Raw genomic sequence first — 22,482 nt, forward strand, 5'->3', positions numbered from 1 at the left:
GTTCCGGGTCCCCTTCGTCTAGAGGCCTAGGACATCACCCTTTCACGGTGAGTACAGGGGTTCGAATCCCCTAGGGGACGCCAGCTTGCGCTGGCAAGCAGTACAAGCTGTCTTGACACCACAGCCGCAGTAAAGAAGTTTGAAGACATCAGTAAGCCGCTGCGGAGCGGTAGTTCAGTTGGTTAGAATACCGGCCTGTCACGCCGGGGGTCGCGGGTTCGAGCCCCGTCCGCTCCGCCAAGCACATTGCGCTTACCGAACGCTGCTCGCAGCACGCATCGAAAGCTCCGGATTCCGGAGCTTTTTGCTTTTGCGGATCGGCTTCAAGGCGACGTATTCGCGATGCAATCCCCTCCCGCTGTACCCCTTCCGCGAGACTCGTCCGTTTTGACCTCTGGACAGTACCGGCGCGCGGCTTCATGCTTGCGCGTACACGCCATGCGAAGAGAAAAGAGGCCTACGTGACCCCCAACGACGCCGCACCCCAAGCACATCGCCAACACCTGCAAAGCATCATTGCGGGCCTGAACGAGGGCATCATCCTGCTTGAGGCCGACGGCTCGATCGCCTGGGCCAACGCCAGCGCACTCGCGCTGCACGGCGCCAACGCCATCGAAGAGCTGGGCGGCACGCCCGCCGGCTACCGCAAGCGGTATACGCTTACCTACCGCAATCATCACCGCGTGCCGGCCCGCCAGTATCCAATGGACCGGCTTTCGGCGGGTGAAGAGTTCGAAGACCTGCTGCTGGATCTGGGCCGCAAGGACGACGACGAATTCACGCGCAACCTGATGGCGCGCGGGCTGGACCTGGACGATGGCGGCCCCATTCCGTACCGCGTGCTTATCCTTCACGACCAGACGGCCCAGGTCAATGCCGAGGAACGCTTCGAGCGCACCTTCTCCGCCAATCCGGCGCCTGCGCTGATCTGCCGGCTTTCAGACCTGCGCTACGTCAAGGTGAACCAGGGGTTCCTGGAGATGACGGGCTATTCGCGAGACACGGTGCTGGGCAAATCGGCCTACGAACTGGACGTGCTGGACGGCAGCGACGACAAGGAAACCGCAGTGGCGCGGCTTAACGAAGGCCGGACCATTCCGCAGCGCGAAGGCGTGCTGAAACTGCCGGATGGCACCAGCAAGTTCGTCATGGTGGCGGGCCAGCCCATCGACATGCACGACGAGCCGTGCATGCTGTTCACCTTCATCGACCTGGAAGGCCGCAAGCGTACCGAAGAAGCCTTGCGGGAAAGCGAAGAGCGCTTTTCCAAGGCGTTCCAGCTGGCGCCCGTGCCGATGGCGGTCTGTGACGGCGACACCCTGAACGTGCTGAACCTGAATGACGCCTTTGCGGCGGCCACCGGCCTGTCGCTGGACGACAAGGCGGAACAGGACCTTGTCGAACTGGGACTGCGTCCGTACGAAGGCATGCTGGCCGGCCTGAAGCGCGGCGAAAGCGTCCGGAATCGCGAAGCCGTGATGATTGCGCGCGACGGCGGCGAGCTGGACTGCCTGGTGTCGGCCGAACCGGTCATGATCGGCGGGCTGCGCCGCGTGCTGATCGTCATGCAGGACATCACCGAGCGCAAGCGATCCGAGACCGAACTGCTGACCGCGATCGAGGCGGTGATGCAGGACACTTCCTGGTTCAGCCGCGGCATCATCGAGAAACTGGCGCAACTACGCCAGCCCGCCCCCGCCACGCGCGACGTGGCCGAACTGGCGCAGCTCACCTCGCGCGAGCGCGAAGTCCTTGGGCTGTTGTGCCAGGGGCATGACGACGACGGCATCGCCAAGGCGCTCAAGCTGTCGCGCAACACCGTGCGCAATCACGTCGCCACGATCTACAGCAAGATCGGCGTGCATCGGCGCAGCGCCGCCATTGTCTGGGCACGCGACCGCGGCATCACCGGACACGAAAGCGCTCGCAACCGCGATAAGCAGACGAAGTCCTGAGACCGGCGGAGGGCGATTTACAATTTGAATCAAAATATTCACCCCCTCGGCGTCCCCGAAGATGCCATCGCTTTAGAACTCGTGGCCGCCCAAAAGCGGCCATTTTCTTTGATCACCCCGGCAACCCACCCTTAAATCCGCGCTTATCACCCGCATTGCGTAAATCGGCCGCCCCTTCTTACGATCCGCCGATCCAGCCCCTGGCCCACTGGCCACCGGGGCGAGATCCGGCCACGAACGAAGGAGCCCCCGATCATGCAGACTGCGACCATTCCCGTTCCAACGGTGCCCAAGCGCCCGCCCGCCTCGGCATGGAGCACCGACGCCATCATGGCGCTCTACGAGCTGCCGTTCATGGATTTGATGCACCGGGCGCAGCAGACTCACCGCGCCCATTTCGATCCGAACGTCATCCAGCTGTCCAGCCTGCTGTCGATCAAGACCGGCGGCTGTCCCGAGGATTGCGCGTATTGCCCTCAGTCCTCGCACTACGACACCGGCGTGGACGCCGACAAGCTGATGCCCCTTGAGGACGTGGTCGCCGCGGCGCGCGCGGCGCAGGCGGGCGGCGCCCAACGATTCTGCATGGGCGCCGCGTGGCGCAGTCCCAAGCCGCATCACCTGGATGCCGTGGCCGAGATGGTCAGCGCCGTCAAGGCGCTGGGCCTGGAGACCTGCGTGACGCTGGGCATGCTGAAAGACGGCCAGGCCGAACAGTTGAAGGACGCCGGCCTGGACTACTACAACCACAACCTGGATACCTCGCCGGAGTTCTACGGCAAGATCATCTCCACGCGCACCTACCAGGACCGCCTGGACACGCTGGACCGCGTTCGCGACGCCGGCATCAGCGTATGCTGCGGCGGCATCGTCGGCATGGGCGAATCGCGCCGCGAGCGCGCCGGCCTGATCGCCCAGCTCGCCAGCATGGAGCCCTACCCCGAGTCCGTGCCGATCAATAACCTGGTTCAGGTCGAAGGCACGCCGCTGTCCGCCGTGGAGGCGCTGGATCCGTTCGAGTTCGTACGCACCATCGCGGTGGCGCGCATTGCAATGCCGCGCGCCGCAGTGCGCCTGTCGGCCGGACGCGAGGCCATGGACGACGCGCTGCAGGCGCTGTGTTTTCTGGCGGGCGCCAATTCCATGTTCTACGGCGACGCGCTGCTGACCACCGCCAACCCGCAGATGGCCGCCGACCAGCGCCTGCTCGATCGCCTGGGCATGCGGGTCGACGCGGCCGCCCACGCCCACCACGAGGGGCCGGCATGCCCCTGACCCCAGGCCTTCTCTATCTCGCGGCCAGCGTCGCCTGCAGCGTCACGGTGGCCGTCATGCTGAAACTTGCACGGCGTTGGCAGGTGGACGTGCGCCAGGCGATCGCCATGAACTACGCCGTGGCCGCCCTGCTCTGCTGGCTGGTGCTGCGCCCCGACCCGGCGCGCCTGCTGGCGCCGCAAACGCCGTGGCTGGTGCTGGCGGCGCTGGGCGTGCTGTTGCCCAGTGTCTTTCTGGCGATGGCCGCGGCGCTGCGGCATGCGGGCATCGTGCGCAGCGATGCCGCGCAGCGCCTGTCGCTCTTCATTCCGCTGCTGGCCGCGTTCGTGCTGTTTGGCGAGCCGGTCACGGGCCGCAAGCTGGCCGCGATTCTGCTGGCGTTCACCGCCCTCTTCTGCCTGTTGCGCCAGCCGCCTCGCATCCGCCTGTCCGAGGGCACGGCTGCGGGCGACAACCGCGCCATGTGGCTCTGGCCGCTGGTGGTGTGGGCGGGCTATGGCGTGATCGACATCCTGTTCAAGCAGGTTGCGCGCACCGGCACCGCGTTTGCAGGCGGCCTGCTGCTCGCCTTCCTGATGGCGGGCGCGCTGATGCTGGCGTATCTGCTGTGGCGCCGCGTGCGCTGGCAGGCGCGGCATCTGGCCGCGGGCGTGGCATTGGGGATGGCCAACTTCGGCAACATCCTGACCTATGTGCGCGCACACCAGTCGCTGCCCGAGCATCCCGCGCTGGTGTTCGCGTCCATGAACATGGGGGTGATCACGCTGGGCACCCTGGTGGGCGCCCTGGCGTTTCGCGAACCTCTCACGCGTCTGAACCTGCTGGGCATCGCGCTGGCGCTGTCCGCCATCGTGCTGATGACGCCCTGGTAGGCGGGATTCAGGTGCCCGTGCGCCGCTGGCGTTCGGGCTCGGCCTCCGGGGTGACATCCGGGGCGGAATCGACTGCCGAATCCTGCCCGGCATTCGCCCCGGCGTCCGGTCCCGCCACCGGATCTGCAAAGGCGCCCATTGGCGCGTCGGCAGCAAGGGGGTCAGCTGGGGCGGGTTCCGCCGCGGCCTCGGGCGGCGCCGGCGCCGCGGACGGATCGGGCTGCACCATTTCCATGGCGATGTCGTTCTCGGGGTCCACCCGCGGATCCAGCACCGCCGCCGCCGGCGAGCTTTGCAGGGTGTCGGGCATCGGCACGAAATGCGTCGGCGCCTCGTCGACCTGGTGCGCGCCCGTGACGCGCGTCGGCCGCACCTGCCAGACCAGAATCACGGCGCACGCCGAGATGAACACGTAATACATGGCGGGGCCGCCCAGCGACATCATCCAGCCGGCGATCATGGGCCCGACGCAGGCGCCCAGGCCGTACGTCATGAGCAGCACCGCCGACAGGCTGACGCGGCGCTCGGACTCCACGTGGTCGTTGGCAAACGCCGCGCCCAGCGGATACAGCGTGAACTGCAGGATCCCGAAGATGCAGGACATGGCGACCAGCGCCCAGAACGGCAACGCGATCCAGCCCCACATGACGGCGGGCAGCAGGACCAGCAGCAAGGCGTTGAACCGGATGAGACCGGCGCGATTGATGCGGTCGGACAGCCAGCCCATCGGCCATTGCGACAAGAGGCCCGCCGTGACGGCGGCGGCAACGAAGATGGCGGCCTGCGAGGTGGACAGGCCGTTCTTGGCGCCGTAGACCGCCGCCAAGCCATAGAACGCGCCGGACAGGTTGCCCGCCACGAAAAGGACAGTCATGGACAGCGGCACGCGCCGCATGAAGAACCGCACGTCCAGCGGCGCAGGCAGCGGCGTGGGCGGGTGCGAGCGCGCCGTGACCGCGAGCGGCACCAGGCACAGCACCAGGCACATCGCAACCAGGGTGAGCGGACGCAGATCGAGCGTGGCGTAGGCGGTGAGCGCCAATTGGCCGAGCACGGTGCCCAGCCCGGAAACGACCATATACACGGAGAACACGCGGCCGCGCTGGTGGTTTTCGGTCTGCTCATTGAGCCAGCTCTCGATCACCATGAACTCGGTCACCATCACGATGCCTGAGATGACGCGGAACACCAGCCACAGCGGCATGGAATCGACCAGCGTCTGCGCCAGGATCATGCTGGTGGCGATGGCGGCACAGGCAACGAAGGCGCGGATATGACCGACGCGGATGATGAGCTTGTGTCCCAGCCGCGCGCCGCACACAAGACCCAGGTAGTAGCCGGCGATCAAGGTGCCGATCCACACCTCGCTGACGGACTGCGCAGTCAGGCGCAGACCCATGTAGGTATTGAACAGACCCGTGCCGATGAGCATCAGCAAGGTCGCGAAATAGAGCGACGAGAACGATGAGATCGTGGAGAGCATGGCGTGGACAACCGCTGCTGGCTTTCAGCGCCGCGGGCCGCCGGGGCGGCCCGCAACACTGGCGGTAAAACAGGAACCTGCGGGGATCAGGCTTGCGAGAGCATGGTGGCCGCGTCGCTGACTTCGAACTTGCCAGGCGCTTCCACGTTCAGTTGCTTCACGACGCCGTCGACGATCAGGGCGGAGTAGCGCTGCGAGCGCACGCCCATGCCGCGCTGGACCAGGTCCAGTTCGAGGCCGAGTTCCTTGGTCCACAGCGCGGAGCCGTCGGCCAGCATGCGGACCTTGCCGTCGGTCTTCTGTTCGCGGCCCCAGGCGCCCATGACGAAGGCGTCGTTGACGGACACGCACCAGATCTCATCGATGCCCTTGGCCTTGAGGGCGGCGGCCTGTTCGACGAAGCCCGGCAGATGCTTGGCCGAGCAGGTGGGCGTGAAGGCGCCCGGCACGGCAAACAGCGCGATGGTCTTGCCGCGGGTCAGGTCGGCGACCTGGAACGCGTTGGGGCCGAGCGAGCAGCCGGCGGTTTCGGTTTCGATGAATTCGGTCAACGTGCCATCGGGCACGCGGTCGCCGACTTTGATCGTCATGTAGATCTCCAGGATGAAAGGGGGCAATGCATTGAGGCAGGATCGCCTCAAAGCCCCCATCATAGTTCGTGCGCGGCCGGCTTGCTGCGCTTGGCGTAAGCACGAAAAGAAGATGAACAGTTCGAAACGACTCCACACGGCAGCCTCACGGAGAGGAAACGCGCGCTTGCCATAATGCCGTGGTAAAGACATCGCCCGCCGCGGCCACGAGAGGCACCGCGCCGCGAATCGGGCCTTACAGGGAGATTTCGATGCGCAGATTCCTGACCGCCCTGACCTTGGCCCTGGCGGCCGCCGCCCCCGTGATGGCGGCTCCCGACGCCGCCGAGCAGGCCCAATACGATTCGTTTGTCGTGGCCGCCGGCGCATCAAACGGCGCCGCGCGCGCGTGCGGCGCGTCCGAACCCGACCTGGCGCAGCACCAGGACACGGCGCGCAAGAATCTCACGCGCTATGCCGAAGAGTATGGGTTTGCCGCCAGCGGGTATGACGCCGAGTTTGCCAAGGGGCAGGCCGAGGGCAAGACAATGATGGAAGACATGAAGCGGTCCGGCGTCGATGGCTGCCGGGGCGTGCTGGGCGGGTTTCAGAGCGAACGGGTAATGAAGTACGAAGATATGAAGCGCGCGCTGGCAGAGGTCAGCGACGGGCTGCCGGGGGAGAAGGCGCGCTAACGAGTGAATGACGGTGTCCGGAAGGAGGCTCTGCAAGCCTCAGTCTCCTCGGCCGTCCCAAGCGCCCTCGCACGCCTCGATCAGCCCCTGTGGCCACTTCCGGCGAGGCAGAACGCGGTCAAGTGCGTAGTAGAGCAAGTCTCCGATGATCGCAACGGGCGCCAGCGGCAATGCGACAAAAAGAAAAAAGGGCACGGCAACCGGATACCACCAGATCTTCACGCGCAGCATCTTCAGCGGGTTGAAATGCCGGAACGCGTCAAGGGGCCGCTGCAGTCGATACTCCAGATGCGGAGCCGCAGCGGGAACGGCGGCCGCGCCCTCCCGCATGAACAGTCGGATGTACTCCCAGATCATTGCAGCACCGTAAATACCACGCTTCGACATGGCTGCCGTTGCATCCTGGGTACCCATGATGACAGTGCGCAGTTGCTTTCCGTCGAGCCCCCAACGAGGAAAAACCAAACAGAGGATTCCCTCATTGATGGGAACTCCGCCGGCTGAAGCGGTAGTGACGTCCTTAATGTAGACCTCGATCTTGCTCCAATCCTCAGAAACGACTTTTCCCTCATGAAAAAAACTGACAGCTTTTGTTTTTCGGTTAAATACGATGGGTAGCTGGCGGCGCCACGGGACAAAAATCCAGGAACACGCAATAAACACAAATAGACTTACGCCGAATGGTATATACGAATAATGCAAGTAAAACTCGAAAAAATTACTTGCAAACCCCGTTTGTGACAACGACTTTTTATAAACTGCAAACTCATACAAAGAAAATATCGCCCAAAAAAAAACCGCGAGAAGGACCGCCCACCAACTCATGCTTCCTCGTCCACCATAAAGGGAACCAGAAGCTGTCCGCATAAACAGACAACATTCCGTCATTTTCATGAAATTTTTATCCGCCGCAGGGGCGACGCCCAGAGGCGGGCCATCAATTCGCAGCGCGTCCACGCGGTTGTATAACCAGCTTTTTTCCGTCTTCGGCACGGTGCGCCGCTTCCGTTCACTTGTCATTTGAATGCTCCGTGGAAACCACCTGACCGTCGGATCAATGCTCGCAAACAAGAAACCTCATCCTTTGCACGCGCATTGATCCAACATCTCATTTCTCTCACTTCGATCGGTAGTACCAAGGCACATCCTCTTTGGCAAAGGAATACATGGCAGTCAAAGGTTCGCCCAATAATTTCGGTACATATTTGGCGGTCAGTGACAAACCAAAGTCGATATCGTTTTGCAGGCCGGTAATAACGTAGGTGATCAGCGACCCGCCGGAAGCCAGTTGCTTCCGGCGCTCCTGCCTGATCTTCAAATCCGTCTCGGAGCCATCCGAAGCATTGGGAGACATCTCGCCCGTCACAGAAGCTGGTTGCATGGGCAGAATATCCCCCTCTAGTGGGTACGCAACTTCAACAACTAGCCGGGGCGAATAAGTCGTCGTTACCCCCACCGTGCCAACTGGGCTCACCAAAGTATCAAGTGCGAAAACTTTCCATTCGCTGTCGGACTTTTTGGGCGCATAATTTATTTCGACATAGGCCTTGTTCTCTGCCGCGAGCGAGGCATAAGCGGCTCCAGATTCGCGTCCCAGCAATGCGCGCTTGCCGAATGTGCCGTCGTTCAGCCAAAACTCGAGAGCGGAATACCGGCTGTCGTCCCCTTTGAACAGCCACCAGAGACCCAATCCAAGAAGAATGACACCCGCCACAATCCAGCCCCAAACGGGAATGCCCATGACGGAACCGGCCAGTCCGATCCCCGTTGTCATTGCTCCGGCACCAGCATGTGTCAATGCAATTCCGCCGAAAAGCATTCCAGCTCCCGCTAGTGCATAGTAAGTAGCAGTGCTTGCATTTCCGATCTGATATTGCTTGTACGCTTTAAACCAATTGGTAATAGCATCAGCTAAAGCGCCTCCATAACCAAATATGCGCAATGCGCCTGCACTCGCCACCGCGCGAAGTGCGGAACTCAAAACCGATGCATTCTCAAACATGGCCGGTGCCAGCGCCCGCGTTGCTACCAACGCACCGTTCACTGCGCTCGCCGTACCGAGTGCGGCTGCAGCCAAGTTCGACACTGTCGCGATGTCGTCGAGGTCTGAGCTGATCCGAAAATTCTCAACAGCTTTCATGAGATTCCAGATGCTGAGCACTGCAACACCGCTTGCCGCCCCTCCTTCGAACACCTGCAAAAAGGGATTCGCATAACGGGTAAGCGGCGTCAAACGCTCCCATTCCAGAAGGACAATTTCATTGCCAGCACGTTGGGCAATCGATCCTTCAGCAGTGAACCCTCGAACACCCGGTACTTGTCCCAGCCTGGCGTAGCCCTCTTCGAGCGTCAGGCTGCGTCCGACGATTCGATCTTCGTAGCGTTCTTCGAGCAGGCCACGCAAATGCGCGGCGTCGGCCTCACTGCCTGTGCCTGCCAACCGATGAATAAGAGCATCCACATTATTTCGGACCGCGCCACGCCAATTCGGAGCACGGGTCAAGGTAAAAACCCCGACCTGTTCCATCAGATATTGAACGGCCACGAATCTAACGAGGCCGGCAAACGCCTTGCCGGCTGCCGTATCCACGAGCACGTCGGCCTTGTTCTCCACAAGCGTGTCCCCGAAGCCTTTGTCATGCCCAAGGTTCTCGAGGATTGGGTTTTCCTTCCATGGCAACGCCCACCATTCTCCGAACAACGCTCTTTCATGGTCCTTCTTGCCGACGGGCGTCGTCGCAGTGCCCCAGATCATGCCTTCGATGCAATGGCTGAAGGCCGTGGCATGGCTGGTCGAAGCCACTGGGTCGGTAAGGTCATACCGCAGAAATGTTGCGCCAAAGTCCGCAGGTTTCGCACGCTGCCGGTAGCCTTTCAGCCAAACGAACCGGTCATTCTTGCAGTCCAGCACGGCAATGTGCCGCTTTTCCATCTCGCGCTCGAAATTCTTCAAGTAGGCGACCCGCTCGTCTTCCTTCACATGCCTGGAATAACGCTCGGCATTGAGCGCCAGAACTGCCATCCGCTGGCCTGCCGGGTCTTTGGGCATGGCTTCCACCTGCGCTTTGGCGCTGGGGTACGAAGATGGACGATGCCTCGGTGGCTCGCGCTCCTGAACTGCAAGATTGTCTTCGCACCACTTGCGCTTGTACTCGTACTCGTAGACATCGCGATTCAGGGCCTTGTCCAGCTTCTCCTGACCCGCCTCATCCTGTAGATCAATTCCCTTGCTGCTGGCATAGGCAGCCTCGTAGATCCGTCCAATCAACTGGGCGATGATCGTCTTTCGATAGCGCTGGATATCGTCGCCCTTGCTTGCAGCATCAGGCGCCGAGTTGTATGTCTCCATCTCCGAGCGAGATGCATGGAATATGCCGCCCAGGTCCTGCACGAGCGCAATGTTGTCGTGCATGACGACAGCAATCTGCATGGCGGACGCTACCGCTTTCATGCCCGTCAACAATGATTGAGCAGAAGGTGTCGACTGTTTGATGCGCCAGGGCGAAAAGCTGAGGTCGGAGCCCTTGAACTCCTCCACCAGTTCACCCAACCGACTTGCCGGAAAGGTATGCCTGGCTGGCGCGCTTTCCGCCCAAGCCTTCATGTCAACGGTCGTTGCCAACTTTGCCCGGATGCCGTCCAAGTCCGATTCGATTTCGCGAATTTTTCTTTCGGTCAGGAGCGTGTCCGTCAACAATATGTGGACCAACGAACTGTCATTCGCCCAGATGTGAGGCAGGGAACGTCCGGACTTATAGCCCCCGATCGCCGCTTCTAATGAGCGGTACCTGGACAAAAGCTCGACGAATTGACCGGTCTCTTCGTTGACCCGCCAAACGAATACCGTACCTTCGGTCTCATCGAACAGATAGACGAATCCCGCGCCCACGCAACGCAATCCATACTGCGCGTGGTCCAACGTCTGAAAGCCAGTTTCCAGCGATGGCGCGTCATAGGCATAAGCGGCACCACCCTTGGGCCGTGGATGTGCGGAATAGCGCAGCGGAAACAGGGGGATTCGGACCTTGCAACTTTCCTTGGTGCTGCAGTAGCCAGTGCTTGCTGCCATGATCAGTGCCCTTCGGTCATCAGGTGATTCATTGCCCGTGCGGCGCGCGCGCCAGGTGTCAACGCGGTGTCCTGCAACAGCGCGACGACCGTCGCCGCACACCGTCGGTAAGCGGGATGACGGAGGGCGTCCAACGCGATGTCCAGGTGAGAAAACTCTTTGAAGCCCCAGCTATTAAGCTGATCCATCCACACCCGGGTTTGCCGACGCGGGTCGTCGCGAAAGCTGTGAGGAGCCTGCCGAGTGATCGCGACGTGCTTGTGAAAGTGGTGGTCAGTCAACCCGGCATCAATGGCGCTCATTTCTGCATGATTGAATTGGAAGCCGCCTTGCACCGGGTGCGGACCATCCGGTTGTCGATAGCGCCACCACTGATGCGCTGGCCCGAGGCTTTCCCGCCAGATCAGTTCCTGAATGGGCCCCAGCAGCGCAGCGGCCCGGAAAGGCTCAAGGGCTCGCAGCACGCTCGCAAGAGCCGTTGTTTCCTGAACCCGGAAGCGAGCCTTGTTGCCATTGGGCATTAGCACGAACAGAACCGCTCGCAACTGGGCTACTACCTCGTCGATCGAACGGGACGACGCGAGGAAGACCGCCCCACCCGTTGACGCCCAGGGGTCGATGAAAAATCCCGACAGACGCGAATCGGATTGGTACTGCACCAGCACCGGCCCGACCGGGTAATGGGAGTCGTACTCGGTGTCGCTCCAGACCCACCGCAGGGAAGTGGCATAGTCGACTTTGCGCACGAAGTCACCTATGTTGGCGCGCTCCCGCAAGTCCGGTTGGCGCGCCAGCCACTCGTCAAGAATTTCGGTTTCGAGGAGCAAGAACGTAGCTAGCGAAGGCGGATGCAGTTCGGGCTGCGTCATCTGGTCCAGGGCTATCAACATATCAAGTCTCCTGGAAGTTGCCGCACGGACAGTCCGACCGCGGACAACTGCCGTCGCTGCGCTTCCTGCACAGCACGTCGAACGGCAGGCCCGGAGCGGGAACCCCCACAGGGGCCGAGATCGGGCTTGCGCTGCCGCTCTGTCGGCGTATCGGTCCCTTCACCTGGATCACGACTCCATCGAGCGTGATGCCTGATCCGTCGATTCGAATGGTTCCTCCCGGGCCTTTGAGGGAAAGGCTCTCCTTCGCATGGATCTCATAGACCTTGGTGCGCTGCCGAATCGCCTGCCCAGCCTGCAGTTCCGCGTGCCCCTCCACCGTCTGTTCCTGGTGTCCGCCGATACTCACGCGATGATTTGCCGCAGTCTTGTCGCGGCGGTTGTTGCCGACCTCTTCGGTGCGGTCTTTGGCGGTGTAGATCGTGTGGTTGCGCCCCACCGTCAGGAAGTCGTCCTGGCCGATTTCATGCCGCCGATCCAGGCCGATATTCACCTGTTCGTCATTACCCACGGTTTCCTTGCGGTCGTGGCCGATGGTAATGGATTCGTCGTGTTCCACTTGTTCACTGCGGTCGTGGCCCACGAAGGTGGTCTCGTTGTGGTTGACGTGGATGTTCTGGTCCTTCTGCGCGTGGACGTAGATTTCTTCCTGGTCCTTTTCGTCTTCGAATCGCAGTTCGTTGTACCCCTCGCCCTTGTGCGTCTTGCTTCTGATCGTCATCCGCGTCTTGTGGCGCGGCAGTTCGTAGGGGGGCAATTGCAGGCGGTTGTATGCCCGGCCTGTGATCACGGGCTGGTCTGGGTCGCCGTCGAAATGGGAAACGATGACCTCCTGGCCGATCCTTGGGATGGCCATGTGGCCCCATGTGGCGCCGGCGATGTCTTGCGAAACACGGATCCAGCAGGAGCTGTGTTCGTCCTGTCTGCCTTCACGGTCCCAGGGGAACTGGACCTTCACCCGCCCGTACGCGTCGGTGAAGATTTCTTCGTTGGTCGGCCCGACCACGACAGCGTTCTGCGGTCCGTCGATGCGGGGTCTTGGCAACGGCTCGGCGCGCCACTCGGCATCGTCTGGCACCAGTTCGGCCTCGTAGCAGTAGTGCGTGCCCGACTGTGCCTCGGTGCTCTCCTCGGCCAGGCACGCGTGCTGCGTGCCGCGGTGAACGATGCGGACCGGGCGCCAGCCGCGGTTCATGTCTTCGCGCGGGTGGCCGGCCAGCGTGAAGGAGATGCCGGGCTGCAGTCGCGGATCATCGCCTTCGGCCAGGGCAATGCGGGCATCGCGGCGATGCCCGCGCAGGCGGTTATCGGCGAAGGGCTTGCCGGCCTCGTCAAACTTGGCGCGGGCCGGATAATCGTAGCGCGCATAACGGCGGCCCTGATGATCCAGATCCCGTCCGTCGCGGGTGTGCTCGTGGGTATAGCGGGGATGGTGGAAGGTGTAGTCGCGCTGCGTCTGACGCGCAGTGCGCACGCTCTCGCCATAGGCAAAGCGGCGCAGCGCGGGTTGCGGTTGGTCGCCACCGGGCGCGGGGTTGTACTGCACCGGCCCATCGCCCACGCGGCCATGAATGAACAGGCGATCACTGTGGACGAGCTTGTGGCCCTCCGCGCTATGCCGGAAGGAATAGAAAAAGCCTTCCTCGCGCATGATGCGCTCAATGAAGTGGTAATCGGTGTCGCCGGCTTGCACGCAGTATTCGCGTGACTGGTGCTCGGTGGTGTTGCGCTGCTCGTAGTCAAGCGTGAGCCCATGCGCCTTGAACACGAGATCGGTGATCTGCGGGACGGTCAGTGACTGGAAAATACGCCAGTCGGAACTGAGCTTTAAGCGCGCCAGACGCGGCTCGACGACGGCTGAATAGCGTGTTCGGCGAAAACCGGTGTCGCCCTGGACGAACGAGGACACAGCGCCGTGCACGTAGCGCACGGGCGTGTCGCCATGCCAGATCGTGAGCAGCGAGGCACGGTCCAGAATGCTGCCGAAATCGATGGCGGCCTTCGCACTGGCCAGGTCCACTTCAAGTTTGAAGGTCTCGGACAAACCTTCTTCCAGCGAAAATCCGACGACTTCAAAGGACTCGTCGCCGACAGCAAATGTAAAGCGCAAGTTGGATTGGGTTGGCATGGCAAGCTCCGGAGCACCACGGGGCTATTGCAATCTCTGTGCCAGCTTGGCCGCATGTAGCAACTTTTGCTTTCTTATCAACCGCTTGGCGATCCCTTGCCGCGACGCCTGCTGCGCTCGAATCGCCCGAAACCGCGAAAGTGTTTTTTTCGGTGGTTTTTCAGGCCAACGGTGGCCCGACGGCCCTCAACCCTCTGAAAACAAACAAAGAAAATCGGGCCAACTTTGACCCACGCAGGTCAAAGTTGGCCCGATCAGTTGGCCCGATCCTCGAGCCTCCGGGAAGGTTGTCGCCTTACAACCCGTTCTGCTTGAACCAATCCAGCATCCGCGTCCACGCCTGTTCCGCTTCCGCCTTGCGGTACGACGGGCGGTAGTCTGCATGGAAGGCGTGGCCGGCTTCGGGGTAGATGTCGATGCGGGAGGCCTTGGCGGCGGCGGAGCCCTTGGCCAGTTCCACGCGCATGCGGTCGACATCGGTTTGCGAGATGCCGGCGTCCTTGCCGCCGTAGGCGCCCAGGACCGGGGCCTTCAGGTCATTGACGATGGCCAGGGCCGGCTTGGGCTTGAGTTCGGAGGGGTCGCCCGCCAGTTGGCCGTACCAGGCGGCGCCGGCCTTGAGTTTGGGGTTGTGGGCGGCGTAGAGCCAGACCTGGCGGCCGCCCCAGCAGAAGCCGACGATGCCCAGGCGGTCCGGATTGCCGCCATGCGCCGCCGCCCAGGCGGCGGTGGCGTCCAGGTCGGCGGTGACCTGTTTATCCGGGACCTTGCTGACGACCTCGGCCTGCAGTTTGGGGATTTCGGTGTATTTGGACGGGTCGCCCTGGCGCACGTAGAGTTCCGGCGCGATGGCGAGGTAGCCCAGGTGCGCGAGGCGCCGGCAGACGTCCTGGATGTATTCGTGCACGCCGAAGATTTCCTGGACGACGAGGATCGTGGGCAGATTCTTCTTGCCGTCGGGCGCGGCGCGGTAAGCGGGGATCTTGCCGTCGGAAGTGGGGATCTCGACCTTGCCCGCCACGAGGCCCTTGGCGTCCGTGGCGATTGCAGTCTGTGCCGCCACCGGACCTGCCGCCAGCGAAAATCCCGCCGCTGCGGTGGTGGCGAGAAAGCCTCGGCGGTCCAGTCGCAAAGGCGGAAGCAGGCTGTCAAAGTGCGCGTCCTGGTCTTTCATCGAAAAATCTCCTGGTAAAAGACGGGCACGGCGGGACGCGCCTCGCGTCCCCGCCGGAGCCTGCCGAGTTCACTTCAGGGAGAAGTCCACGCGCGAGGGTTGCCCCTCGTCCTTGATGCCATCGGCGTCCAGCTGCGGCGCGACGATGAACACGCGATCCGCGAGTCCTTCCTGGGCTTGCAACTTCTCATAAACCGCCTGCGCACGGGCATCGGCCAATTGGCGCAGCTGATCCTCGCCGACGGGAGCCGCCGCGCGCAGCATCGCTTCCATCTGCGCGGCCGGAATGGTTTTGGCCATGCCGATGAAATTGCGCGGCTTGTCCTTGAGGTCGGTGTCATCGTAGACGGCTTCAAGGTATTTGGCACGTTCCGCCCCGGAGACCTCGACGCCCTTGGGGTCGGGCTTCTTGCCGCGCGGGGCGACGTCCGCGGCCTTGGCGGCGCGGATCTTGGCGTCGACCCAGGCCTGGCGCAGGCCTTCCGTGTCGGTCTTGGGATCGGCGCGGCCGCTGATGTCCATCTTCAGGGCCGGACGGTCGGCAAGCGCCTTGGTGAGGGTCTCGATGCGCTGCAGCGAGTCTTCGGTCAGTACGGCGCTGCCCGGCGCGAATTCGACATAGGACAGTTCTTCGCCGCCGCCGAACGCGGACGCGAGCAGGCTGAAGGGCGAGGTGACCGCCTTGACCACCAGGTTCATCAGCACGCGCACGACGATGCCGCCGACCGAGAACTCGGGGTCGTCGAGCGAGCCGGAGATCGGCAGGTTGATGTCGATGTTGCCGCGCGAGTCCTTCAGCAGCGCAACGGCCAGCAGCACGGGCAGCTTCGTGGCGTCCGGGCTGTTGGTCTTGTCGCCGAAGGTGAGCTGATTGAGCACGACGTGATTGGTCGCCTGCAAGGCCCGGTTCTTGATCTTGTATTCCAGGTCGACCGACAGCTTGCCGCGCTTGATCGGGTAACCGACGTATTTGGCCGAGTAGGTGTTAAAGCGCGGCAGGTCGACGCCCTTGGCCGAAGCCTTCAGGTCCAACGTCAGGAACTTGGCGAACGGCTGCACGATGCCGCTGATCGAAAGCGGCGCGGTCGTGTACACGCGCCCCGTGACCTTGACCTTGGCGGGCTGGGGATTGGTGGAGGAAACGGCGGTGATGTCGCCCTCGATGCTGGACAGTTCAGCAACGTAGTTCGGCTTGACGAAACGGTCGGTGAAGGTCATGCGGCCGCGGGTCAGCGTGACGCTGTTTACCGAGATGTCCGGCATGGCGGTCGCGCCGCTGCCCTTGGCCGGCGCGGCGGCCGCGGGCGGCGCGGCCGGGGGCTCGGCGCTGCGGCCGGGTGTCTGAGTGTCTTGCGTGATCGAGCCGCCGGCCTGCCCGGGCGCGGCCACCAGATCCATGACGTTGAGCCGGCCCTGCGCGTTGAGCAGGATGCGGCCGTAGAAATCTTCCAGGGCGATATCGCCCAACCGCGCGCCGATCTTGTCGCCCGCCACGGAAATGTCCATGCCGGTAAAGCCCAGGCGCTTCCAGTTCAGGAAGTCGTCCTTGTTGACGCGGTCCTGAAGGTCCAGGTCGGTGATGTCGACGCCGCCCTTCCAGCCGGCCTTCATCGGCGCACTGCCGGCGGCGGCGGTGAATTCGGCGTTGCCCTTGGCGCTTAGCGTGACGGCGCGGACGGTGGCGTTCAGGCTGGAGGCGAAGTACGGCGCGAAGCTGGCGACGTTCAGGTTGGACAGGTCGACCGCGGTCTTGAGCGTGAGCGGCTGCGGCGTGAAGACCCCTTTGAGGTCCAGCTTGCCGTCGCCCTGGACGCCGGCTGCGGCCACCGTGAAGTTGCTGGGGCCCGGCCCCAGGGCTAGACGGTCGGCCGTGATGCGAAGGGACTGCATCGCGATGTCCAGCACCGGCTTGAGCGATTCGTCGCGGGCCTTGAACTGCGTCAGGTCGGCCTGCACGGCGGTGGCGGACGCATCGATCGCTCCGCCCTTCTCGCGCACGTGCAGTTGCGCGGTGGCGCCCAGCCGGCCGTCGAGCAGGGTGATGGGCGCGGCACTGCGCACGGCCGGAGCCAGGGGCGCCAGCGCGATGTTGCCCAGACGCACGTTCATGTCGAGCGACAGCGGCTTGATGACCAGCGGCCCCTTGGCGCGCAGCCAGCCGCCGTCGGTGCTGTTGTCCATGGTCAGCCACAGGTTGATGGGCTGGTCCGGCGGCTGCGGCAGCGCCACGCCTTCGACGGTGGCGGCCAGGCCGGTCATCACATAGTCCAGCTTGCTGACCGCATCGGTGACGTAGACCTCGCCTTCATGCAGGTTGAAGGCGTCGAGCACGACCTTCCATTCGGCGGGCGCGGGGGGTGGCGCCGGGGCCGGCGTGGCGGACGCTTGATCGGCGGGCGCCGCGGCTGCTTGGTCTGGGCGCGGTGCCGGGGCTTGAGCGGCCGGCGCGGCGGGCGTGGTGGGCGCTTGAGCGGCCGGCGCGGCGGGCGCTTGACCGGCTGGCGCAGGAACCGGCTCAGGCGCGCCGGCCGCGCCCGGCGCAACCTGCGGCCCGCTTGCGGCGCGCGGCTTCAGGCCGCTGGCCTTGCGCATCTCGTCCCGCACGGGCGTGGCCGTCGGTTCCACGCCGCCCAGCGCCTTCAATCCCGCGACGACGTCCTGCCAGTTCAGGTGTTCGTTGGCGTGACGACGCACATGGATTTGCGGCGCCCAGAGGCCGACCTCGCCGATATACACCTGGCGGGCAATGGGCTCCAGTTCCAGCCGGCTGACGGTCAATGCGCTCCAGGCGGCCAGATTGCCGCCGGACGGGTCGCGCACGTCCAGGCGGCGCAACCCCAGGTCGCCGACGATGCGGATTTTGGGCGGCGCGTCCTTGGGCTGTTCGAAGACGACCTGCAGATTCGAGTCGAGCAGCGCGCGCTCGACCTTGAAGGGAAGCGGCATGGGCCAGACGTCGGCCCACTTCTCGAGCTGCAGGCCGTCGAAGGCCACGCGCAGCGTGGACGAGGGGACCACGTCGAACGGCCGCGCCACGCCGGTCAGGTCGAAGGGGCTGCCGTTGATGCGCAGGTGCAGGCGCGGCTGCACGTCGATGTCGGTGGCGTAGCCGAAGGTCGAGATGAACGGCACCCCGATGGTGAACTCGTCCACGACCTGCTTGCGGCCGGTGACCTTGTCGTCCAGCGTGATGGCGCCGTCCTCGATCACCATGTTGTTGAGCGAAAAGCGCGGCAACCCTTCGTCCGGCTTGGGCGGCTCTTGGGGCTTGGCGACGGCCAATTCGGCCACGCGTTGTTCTATGTCAGAGAAATTGAAGCGCAGGACGTCTTCGCGGACGATGGCGATGTTAGGCTGCCGAAGCGTCAGACGGTCGACCACCGGCGCGAACCAGAACAGCGATGTCCACGACGCGCTGGCATCCAGTTCAGCCAAGGTCAACAGCGGCGTCTGCGAGCCAGGCTGCGCCACGGTCAGGTCTTGCGCGCGGACGGTCAGCGTGAACGGATTGAAGGTGATCTTGCCCACGGAAACGTCGCGCCCGATCATCTTTGCGACGTCATCGGTCAGCACGCCGTGCAGCACTTTCGGCACCTGCCACGCTGCCACGCCAAACAGAATCAGCACGAACGCCACAATACCCAGGAGAATCTTGCCGGCGCGTCGGGTGAACCGTAGCTTGGGCATCCGCACGGGCATTGAAAGTCTCCTGATACACATTGAAGGCGATCCAACCTTCCTCTGACTGCTGGCGCGATTATCGCGCCCCCTTAACTGCTCGTCTATCATAGGCGGAACAGCGGACCCCGCCGGCGCGCCCGGCCCCGCTCTTTTCATTCATTAACAATTCTTGATCCCGATTTCCATGTCCGAGACCACCCCCACCTTGAGTCACCTGGACGAAGCCGGCCAGGTCCGCATGGTCGACGTCATCGCCAAGACGGACACCGAGCGCGTGGCGGTCGCCGCCGGCAGCATCCGCATGAACGCCGTCGCCTATGGCCTCTTGACCCAACCCGGCCAGGGCAAGGGAGAGGTGCTCAACACGGCGCGCGTGGCCGCGATCCTGGCCGCCAAGCGCTGCGCCGACATGATCCCCCTGTGCCACAGCCTGCCGCTCGCGTTCGTCGGCGTGGAATTCGCCTTGAACGACGCCGAGCATCGCATCGACATCCTGGCCACCTGCCGCACCAGCTACAAGACGGGCGTCGAAATGGAAGCCATGATGGCGTGCAGCGTGGCCGCGCTGACCATCTACGACATGTGCAAGGCTGCCGACAAAGGCATCGTGATCGAACAAGTTCGCCTCAAGTACAAGGCGGGAGGTAAAAGCGGTGAATGGCGCAACGATTAATCTTCTGTACTTCGCGCGCGTTGCCGAACTGGTCGGCAAGCGCACCGAAACCTGGCCCCTCGCGGGCGAATCCACCGGCGCGCAGTTGCTGGCCGCGTTGGGCGAACGCTATCCCCAATTGGAACCGGCCACGCGCCTGAAGCTGGCCATCAACCAGACGCACGCCAAGCCCACCGCCCCGATCCGCGCGGGCGACGAGGTCGCGGTGTTCGAACCGGTCACCGGAGGCTGACGCCATGATCCGCGTCCAGGAAGCCGACTTCGACGGCGCGGCGCTGACCGCCGCGCTGCGGGAATCCGCCGGCCCCGGCGTGGGCGGCATCGTGACGTTCGTGGGCTACGTGCGCGACTACGCGCCCGATACCCCCACCGACACGCTTTTTCTCGAACACTATCCGGGCATGTGCGAGCGCGAGCTCGAAGACATCGCCGCCACGGCCCGCGCACGCTGGAACCTGGCAGGCACGGTCATCGTGCACCGCGTGGGCGCGCTGCACCGCAACGCGCAGATCGTCTTCGTGGCGGCGGCCAGCGCCCATCGCGGCGACGCCTTCCGCGGCTGCGAATACATCATCGACGCGCTCAAGACGCGCGCGCCCTTCTGGAAGCGCGAGACCCTCGCCGGCGGCGACAGCTTCTGGGTGGAACAGCGCCAATCCGACCAGGACCGCACGGACGCCTGGGATGAAGACACTGCCGACAATAAGGAAAATCCATGAGCGAAGCCACCCCGGTCCCGCTGGGCTGCGGCGTACTGACCATCAGCGACACCCGCAGCGCAGGTGACGACACGTCCGGCAATCTGCTGGCGCACAGCCTGGCGCATGCCGGCCATCAGTGCGTGCGCCGCGACATCGTGCGCGACGACATCTACCAGATCCGCCGCGTCATCAGCGACTGGATCGCCGACCCCGAGGTGCAGGTCATCCTGACGACCGGCGGCACGGGCTTCTCGCATCGCGACCACACGCCGCAGGCCATCCTGCCGCTGCTGGATCGCGAGATTCCGGGTTTCGGCGAACTCTTCCGCCAGATTTCCTACACCGAGATCGGCAGCTCCACGATCCAGTCGCGCGCGTTCGCGGGGTCGGCCAACCAGACCCTGATCTTCTGCCTGCCGGGCTCGAACAACGCGTGCGAGACCGCCTGGACCAAGATTCTGCGCGAGCAGCTCGACAGCGGCCACGGCCCCTGCAATTTCGCCTCGCAATTTTCGAAACGCGAACAAGAAGCCTGACCCATGCTGGATTTCGATCAAGCCCAGACCCTGCTGGCCAACGCCGCCGCCCCCCTTCAACGCACCGAGCACGTCGAACTGGCACAGGCCAGCGGCCGCGTTCTGGCCGCGCACCTTGACGCCACGGTGGACATTCCACCGGCCGACAACAGCGCCATGGACGGCTATGCCCTGCGCCTGGCCGACTGGAACCCGCAAGCCCGCCTGCCGATTCAGCAGCGCTGCTACGCGGGCGACGTGCCCGAGCCGCTCAAGCCAGGCCAGGCCATTCGTCTATTTACCGGCAGCGTGATACCGGCGGGCGCCGATGTGGTCGTCATGCAGGAAGACACCACCGAAGCCGACAACCACGTCCAGATTTCGCGCGAACCCCGGCTGGGCCAGCACATTCGCCGCCGCGGCGAAGACACGATGGCGGGCGCCGCGCTGCTGCCGGCGGGCACGCTGCTGCAGGCCGCGCACGTCGCGCTGCTGGCCTCGCAAGGCATGGCAACGATTCCCGTCTACGGTCAGCTTCGCGTCGGCATCCTGACCACGGGCGACGAGCTCGTCCTGCCGGGCCAGCCGCGCGCCACCGAACAGATCTACAACTCCAACGGGCCGATGCTGGCCGCGATGGTGCGCGGCATGGGCGCCCTGCCCGTTCACGTGCTGCACGCCCGCGATACCGAAGCCGATCTGCTGGACGCCTTCACGACCCTGCTGGCCGATTGCGACCTCGTGCTGAGCGTGGGCGGTGTGTCGGTGGGCGAGCGTGACCTCGTCAAACCGGCGCTGGCCGCGCTGGGTGGCGAACTGTCGCTGTGGAAGGTGCGCATGAAACCCGGCAAGCCGGTGGCCCTGGCGCAGATCGACGGCAAGCCGGTGGTCAGCCTGCCTGGCAATCCGGTGTCGGCCTATGCCGTGTTCGCTACGCTGGTGACGCCGCTGATGCGCCGCATGCAGGGCCGCGAAGACATCTTCCCGCCGGTCAGTCAGTTGCCGCTGCGCACCGCGCAGCCGCGCCAGGACAGCCGCGAGGAATTCCTGCGCGTGCAATGCCGCGTGGCCGACGAAGGCGGCAGCGAACTCGTGCCGTACGGCCATCAGGGATCGGGCGTGATCAGCTCATTGCCGTGGTCCACCGGCTTGGCGCGCCTGCCGGCCGACGTGCTGGTGCAGGACAGGGACACGGTTTCGTATTACGACCTGCGTCACTGGCTGGCGTAGCGCTCGGCCAGCGCCAGGTCTTCTGGCGTGTTGACGTTCATGAAGGCATGCGGCGGGCAATCGTCGAACACCGCTTCGACCGCGCCCGCCCTCGCCTGCCAAAGCCCCACCTTGCGGTCGCCTGACCGCAGATATTCCCGCAGGTTCGGCAGCAACAACGTGCGCAGCGCCATGCAGGCCGAATGGCGCTGGCCGTTGGCCGCGGCATAGGCCAGCGGCGCATCGGCCGCGGCAGCCGCGCCGATCAGGCGCGCGGCCAGATCTTCCGGCAGGAAGGGCGTATCGCAGGGCACCACCACCAGCCACTGCGCGGCGGATTCGGGCGGCGCTGCAGCCGACGCCTGCAGCGTCTGCAGCGCCGTCGCGATACCCACCAGCGGACCCTGCCAGGCGCCCAGTTCGCGTTCGCCATCGGCAACGACGTCGCCATACTGCTCGTAACGTTCCGGGTGCCGGTTGGCGCTGATGATAAGGCGGCCGACCTGCGGCGCAAGCCGGCGCGCGATGTGCGCGACCATGGGTTCGCCGTGCAGCGCGACCAGTCCCTTGTCCTGATGATTCATGCGGGAACC

General features: G+C 64.0%; 18 protein-coding genes and 2 tRNA genes. 11 read left to right on the top strand and 9 right to left on the bottom strand.

Annotated features, from left to right (window positions below; all coding sequences use genetic code 11):
- The first annotated feature begins 7 nt into the window (after nucleotides 1–7).
- From LN047_RS22155 to LN047_RS22175, 5 genes are all read left to right on the top strand, one after another.
- Nucleotides 8–83, top strand: a tRNA-Glu gene (locus LN047_RS22155).
- 80 nt (nucleotides 84–163) lie between these two features.
- Nucleotides 164–240: transfer RNA gene (locus tag LN047_RS22160), tRNA-Asp, on the top strand.
- Nucleotides 241–461: 221 nt separating this feature from the next.
- Nucleotides 462–1,955: a PAS domain S-box protein gene (locus LN047_RS22165; protein WP_373980190.1), complete on the top strand. Its 1,494-nt coding sequence runs from the start codon at nucleotides 462–464 to the stop codon at nucleotides 1,953–1,955.
- Between the two features lie 255 nt (nucleotides 1,956–2,210).
- Nucleotides 2,211–3,230, top strand: a complete 1,020-nt coding sequence (gene bioB / locus LN047_RS22170; RefSeq protein ID WP_373980191.1) for a biotin synthase BioB — start codon at nucleotides 2,211–2,213, stop codon at nucleotides 3,228–3,230.
- Nucleotides 3,227–4,102 (top strand): DMT family transporter, encoded by an 876-nt coding sequence (locus tag LN047_RS22175; protein WP_280148931.1) that lies wholly within the window; start codon nucleotides 3,227–3,229, stop codon nucleotides 4,100–4,102. The genes bioB and LN047_RS22175 overlap by 4 nt, the downstream gene beginning before the upstream one ends.
- Nucleotides 4,103–4,109: 7 nt before the next feature.
- Here the strand turns inward: LN047_RS22175 and LN047_RS22180 are convergent, their stop codons facing one another.
- Both LN047_RS22180 and LN047_RS22185 read right to left on the bottom strand, forming a co-directional pair.
- Nucleotides 4,110–5,585: an MFS transporter gene (locus LN047_RS22180; RefSeq protein ID WP_152382313.1), complete on the bottom strand. Its 1,476-nt coding sequence runs from the start codon at nucleotides 5,583–5,585 to the stop codon at nucleotides 4,110–4,112.
- An 86-nt stretch (nucleotides 5,586–5,671) separates the two neighbouring features.
- The gene (locus tag LN047_RS22185) at nucleotides 5,672–6,175 is read right to left on the bottom strand and encodes a peroxiredoxin (protein WP_338616227.1); all 504 of its coding nucleotides are present in this window, start codon (nucleotides 6,173–6,175) and stop codon (nucleotides 5,672–5,674) included.
- Nucleotides 6,176–6,426: 251 nt separating this feature from the next.
- Here LN047_RS22185 and LN047_RS22190 point away from each other — a divergent pair, with 251 nt between their 5' ends.
- The gene (locus LN047_RS22190; RefSeq protein ID WP_338616228.1) at nucleotides 6,427–6,849 is read left to right on the top strand and encodes a hypothetical protein; all 423 of its coding nucleotides are present in this window, start codon (nucleotides 6,427–6,429) and stop codon (nucleotides 6,847–6,849) included.
- Nucleotides 6,850–6,888: 39 nt separating this feature from the next.
- Here the strand turns inward: LN047_RS22190 and LN047_RS22195 are convergent, their stop codons facing one another.
- From LN047_RS22195 to LN047_RS22220, 6 genes are all read right to left on the bottom strand, one after another.
- Nucleotides 6,889–7,869 (bottom strand): DUF6708 domain-containing protein, encoded by a 981-nt coding sequence (locus tag LN047_RS22195; protein WP_373980192.1) that lies wholly within the window; start codon nucleotides 7,867–7,869, stop codon nucleotides 6,889–6,891.
- Nucleotides 7,870–7,966: 97 nt separating this feature from the next.
- Nucleotides 7,967–10,918 carry a toxin VasX gene (locus LN047_RS22200; protein ID WP_373980193.1) on the bottom strand — a complete coding sequence of 984 codons (2,952 nt, stop codon included), beginning with the start codon at nucleotides 10,916–10,918 and terminating at the stop codon, nucleotides 7,967–7,969.
- 2 nt (nucleotides 10,919–10,920) lie between these two features.
- Nucleotides 10,921–11,808 carry a DUF4123 domain-containing protein gene (locus tag LN047_RS22205; protein WP_373980194.1) on the bottom strand — a complete coding sequence of 296 codons (888 nt, stop codon included), beginning with the start codon at nucleotides 11,806–11,808 and terminating at the stop codon, nucleotides 10,921–10,923.
- Between the two features lies 1 nt (nucleotide 11,809).
- On the bottom strand, nucleotides 11,810–13,936 hold the full coding sequence (locus LN047_RS22210) for a type VI secretion system Vgr family protein (RefSeq protein WP_373980195.1): 2,127 nt from the start codon (nucleotides 13,934–13,936) through the stop codon (nucleotides 11,810–11,812).
- A 295-nt stretch (nucleotides 13,937–14,231) separates the two neighbouring features.
- A complete protein-coding gene (locus LN047_RS22215; protein WP_373980196.1) occupies nucleotides 14,232–15,110 on the bottom strand; it encodes a dienelactone hydrolase family protein in 879 nt (292 codons plus the stop codon).
- Between the two features lie 69 nt (nucleotides 15,111–15,179).
- On the bottom strand, nucleotides 15,180–18,809 hold the full coding sequence (locus tag LN047_RS22220) for a DUF748 domain-containing protein (RefSeq protein ID WP_373980197.1): 3,630 nt from the start codon (nucleotides 18,807–18,809) through the stop codon (nucleotides 15,180–15,182).
- A gap of 166 nt (nucleotides 18,810–18,975) precedes the next feature.
- Between LN047_RS22220 and moaC the strand changes: the two genes are divergently transcribed.
- Genes moaC through glp form a run of 5 tightly spaced genes read left to right on the top strand, consistent with a single transcriptional unit; the run spans nucleotide 18,976 to nucleotide 21,910 of the window.
- On the top strand, nucleotides 18,976–19,464 hold the full coding sequence (gene moaC, locus LN047_RS22225; protein WP_056326583.1) for a cyclic pyranopterin monophosphate synthase MoaC: 489 nt from the start codon (nucleotides 18,976–18,978) through the stop codon (nucleotides 19,462–19,464).
- Nucleotides 19,445–19,696, top strand: a complete 252-nt coding sequence (locus LN047_RS22230) for a MoaD/ThiS family protein (protein WP_056326580.1) — start codon at nucleotides 19,445–19,447, stop codon at nucleotides 19,694–19,696. Before moaC ends, LN047_RS22230 begins: the two co-directional genes overlap by 20 nt.
- Before the next feature lie 4 nt (nucleotides 19,697–19,700).
- Nucleotides 19,701–20,183, top strand: a complete 483-nt coding sequence (locus LN047_RS22235; RefSeq protein ID WP_280021103.1) for a molybdenum cofactor biosynthesis protein MoaE — start codon at nucleotides 19,701–19,703, stop codon at nucleotides 20,181–20,183.
- Complete coding sequence (moaB, locus tag LN047_RS22240; protein WP_223572461.1) at nucleotides 20,180–20,701, top strand: molybdenum cofactor biosynthesis protein B; 522 nt, start codon at nucleotides 20,180–20,182, stop codon at nucleotides 20,699–20,701. The genes LN047_RS22235 and moaB overlap by 4 nt, the downstream gene beginning before the upstream one ends.
- 3 nt (nucleotides 20,702–20,704) lie before the next feature.
- On the top strand, nucleotides 20,705–21,910 hold the full coding sequence (gene glp / locus LN047_RS22245; RefSeq protein WP_373980198.1) for a gephyrin-like molybdotransferase Glp: 1,206 nt from the start codon (nucleotides 20,705–20,707) through the stop codon (nucleotides 21,908–21,910).
- Here glp and mobA read toward each other — a convergent pair.
- Entirely contained in the window at nucleotides 21,895–22,473 is a 579-nt protein-coding gene (gene mobA / locus LN047_RS22250; protein WP_373982172.1) for a molybdenum cofactor guanylyltransferase MobA, read from the bottom strand. The two genes, glp and mobA, sit on opposite strands and share 16 nt — an antisense overlap.
- Nucleotides 22,474–22,482: the final 9 nt, after the last annotated feature.

The organism is Achromobacter sp. JD417, assembly GCF_041879325.1.
In the GTDB taxonomy this organism is placed as follows: Bacteria; Pseudomonadota; Gammaproteobacteria; order Burkholderiales; family Burkholderiaceae_B; genus Achromobacter; species Achromobacter mucicolens.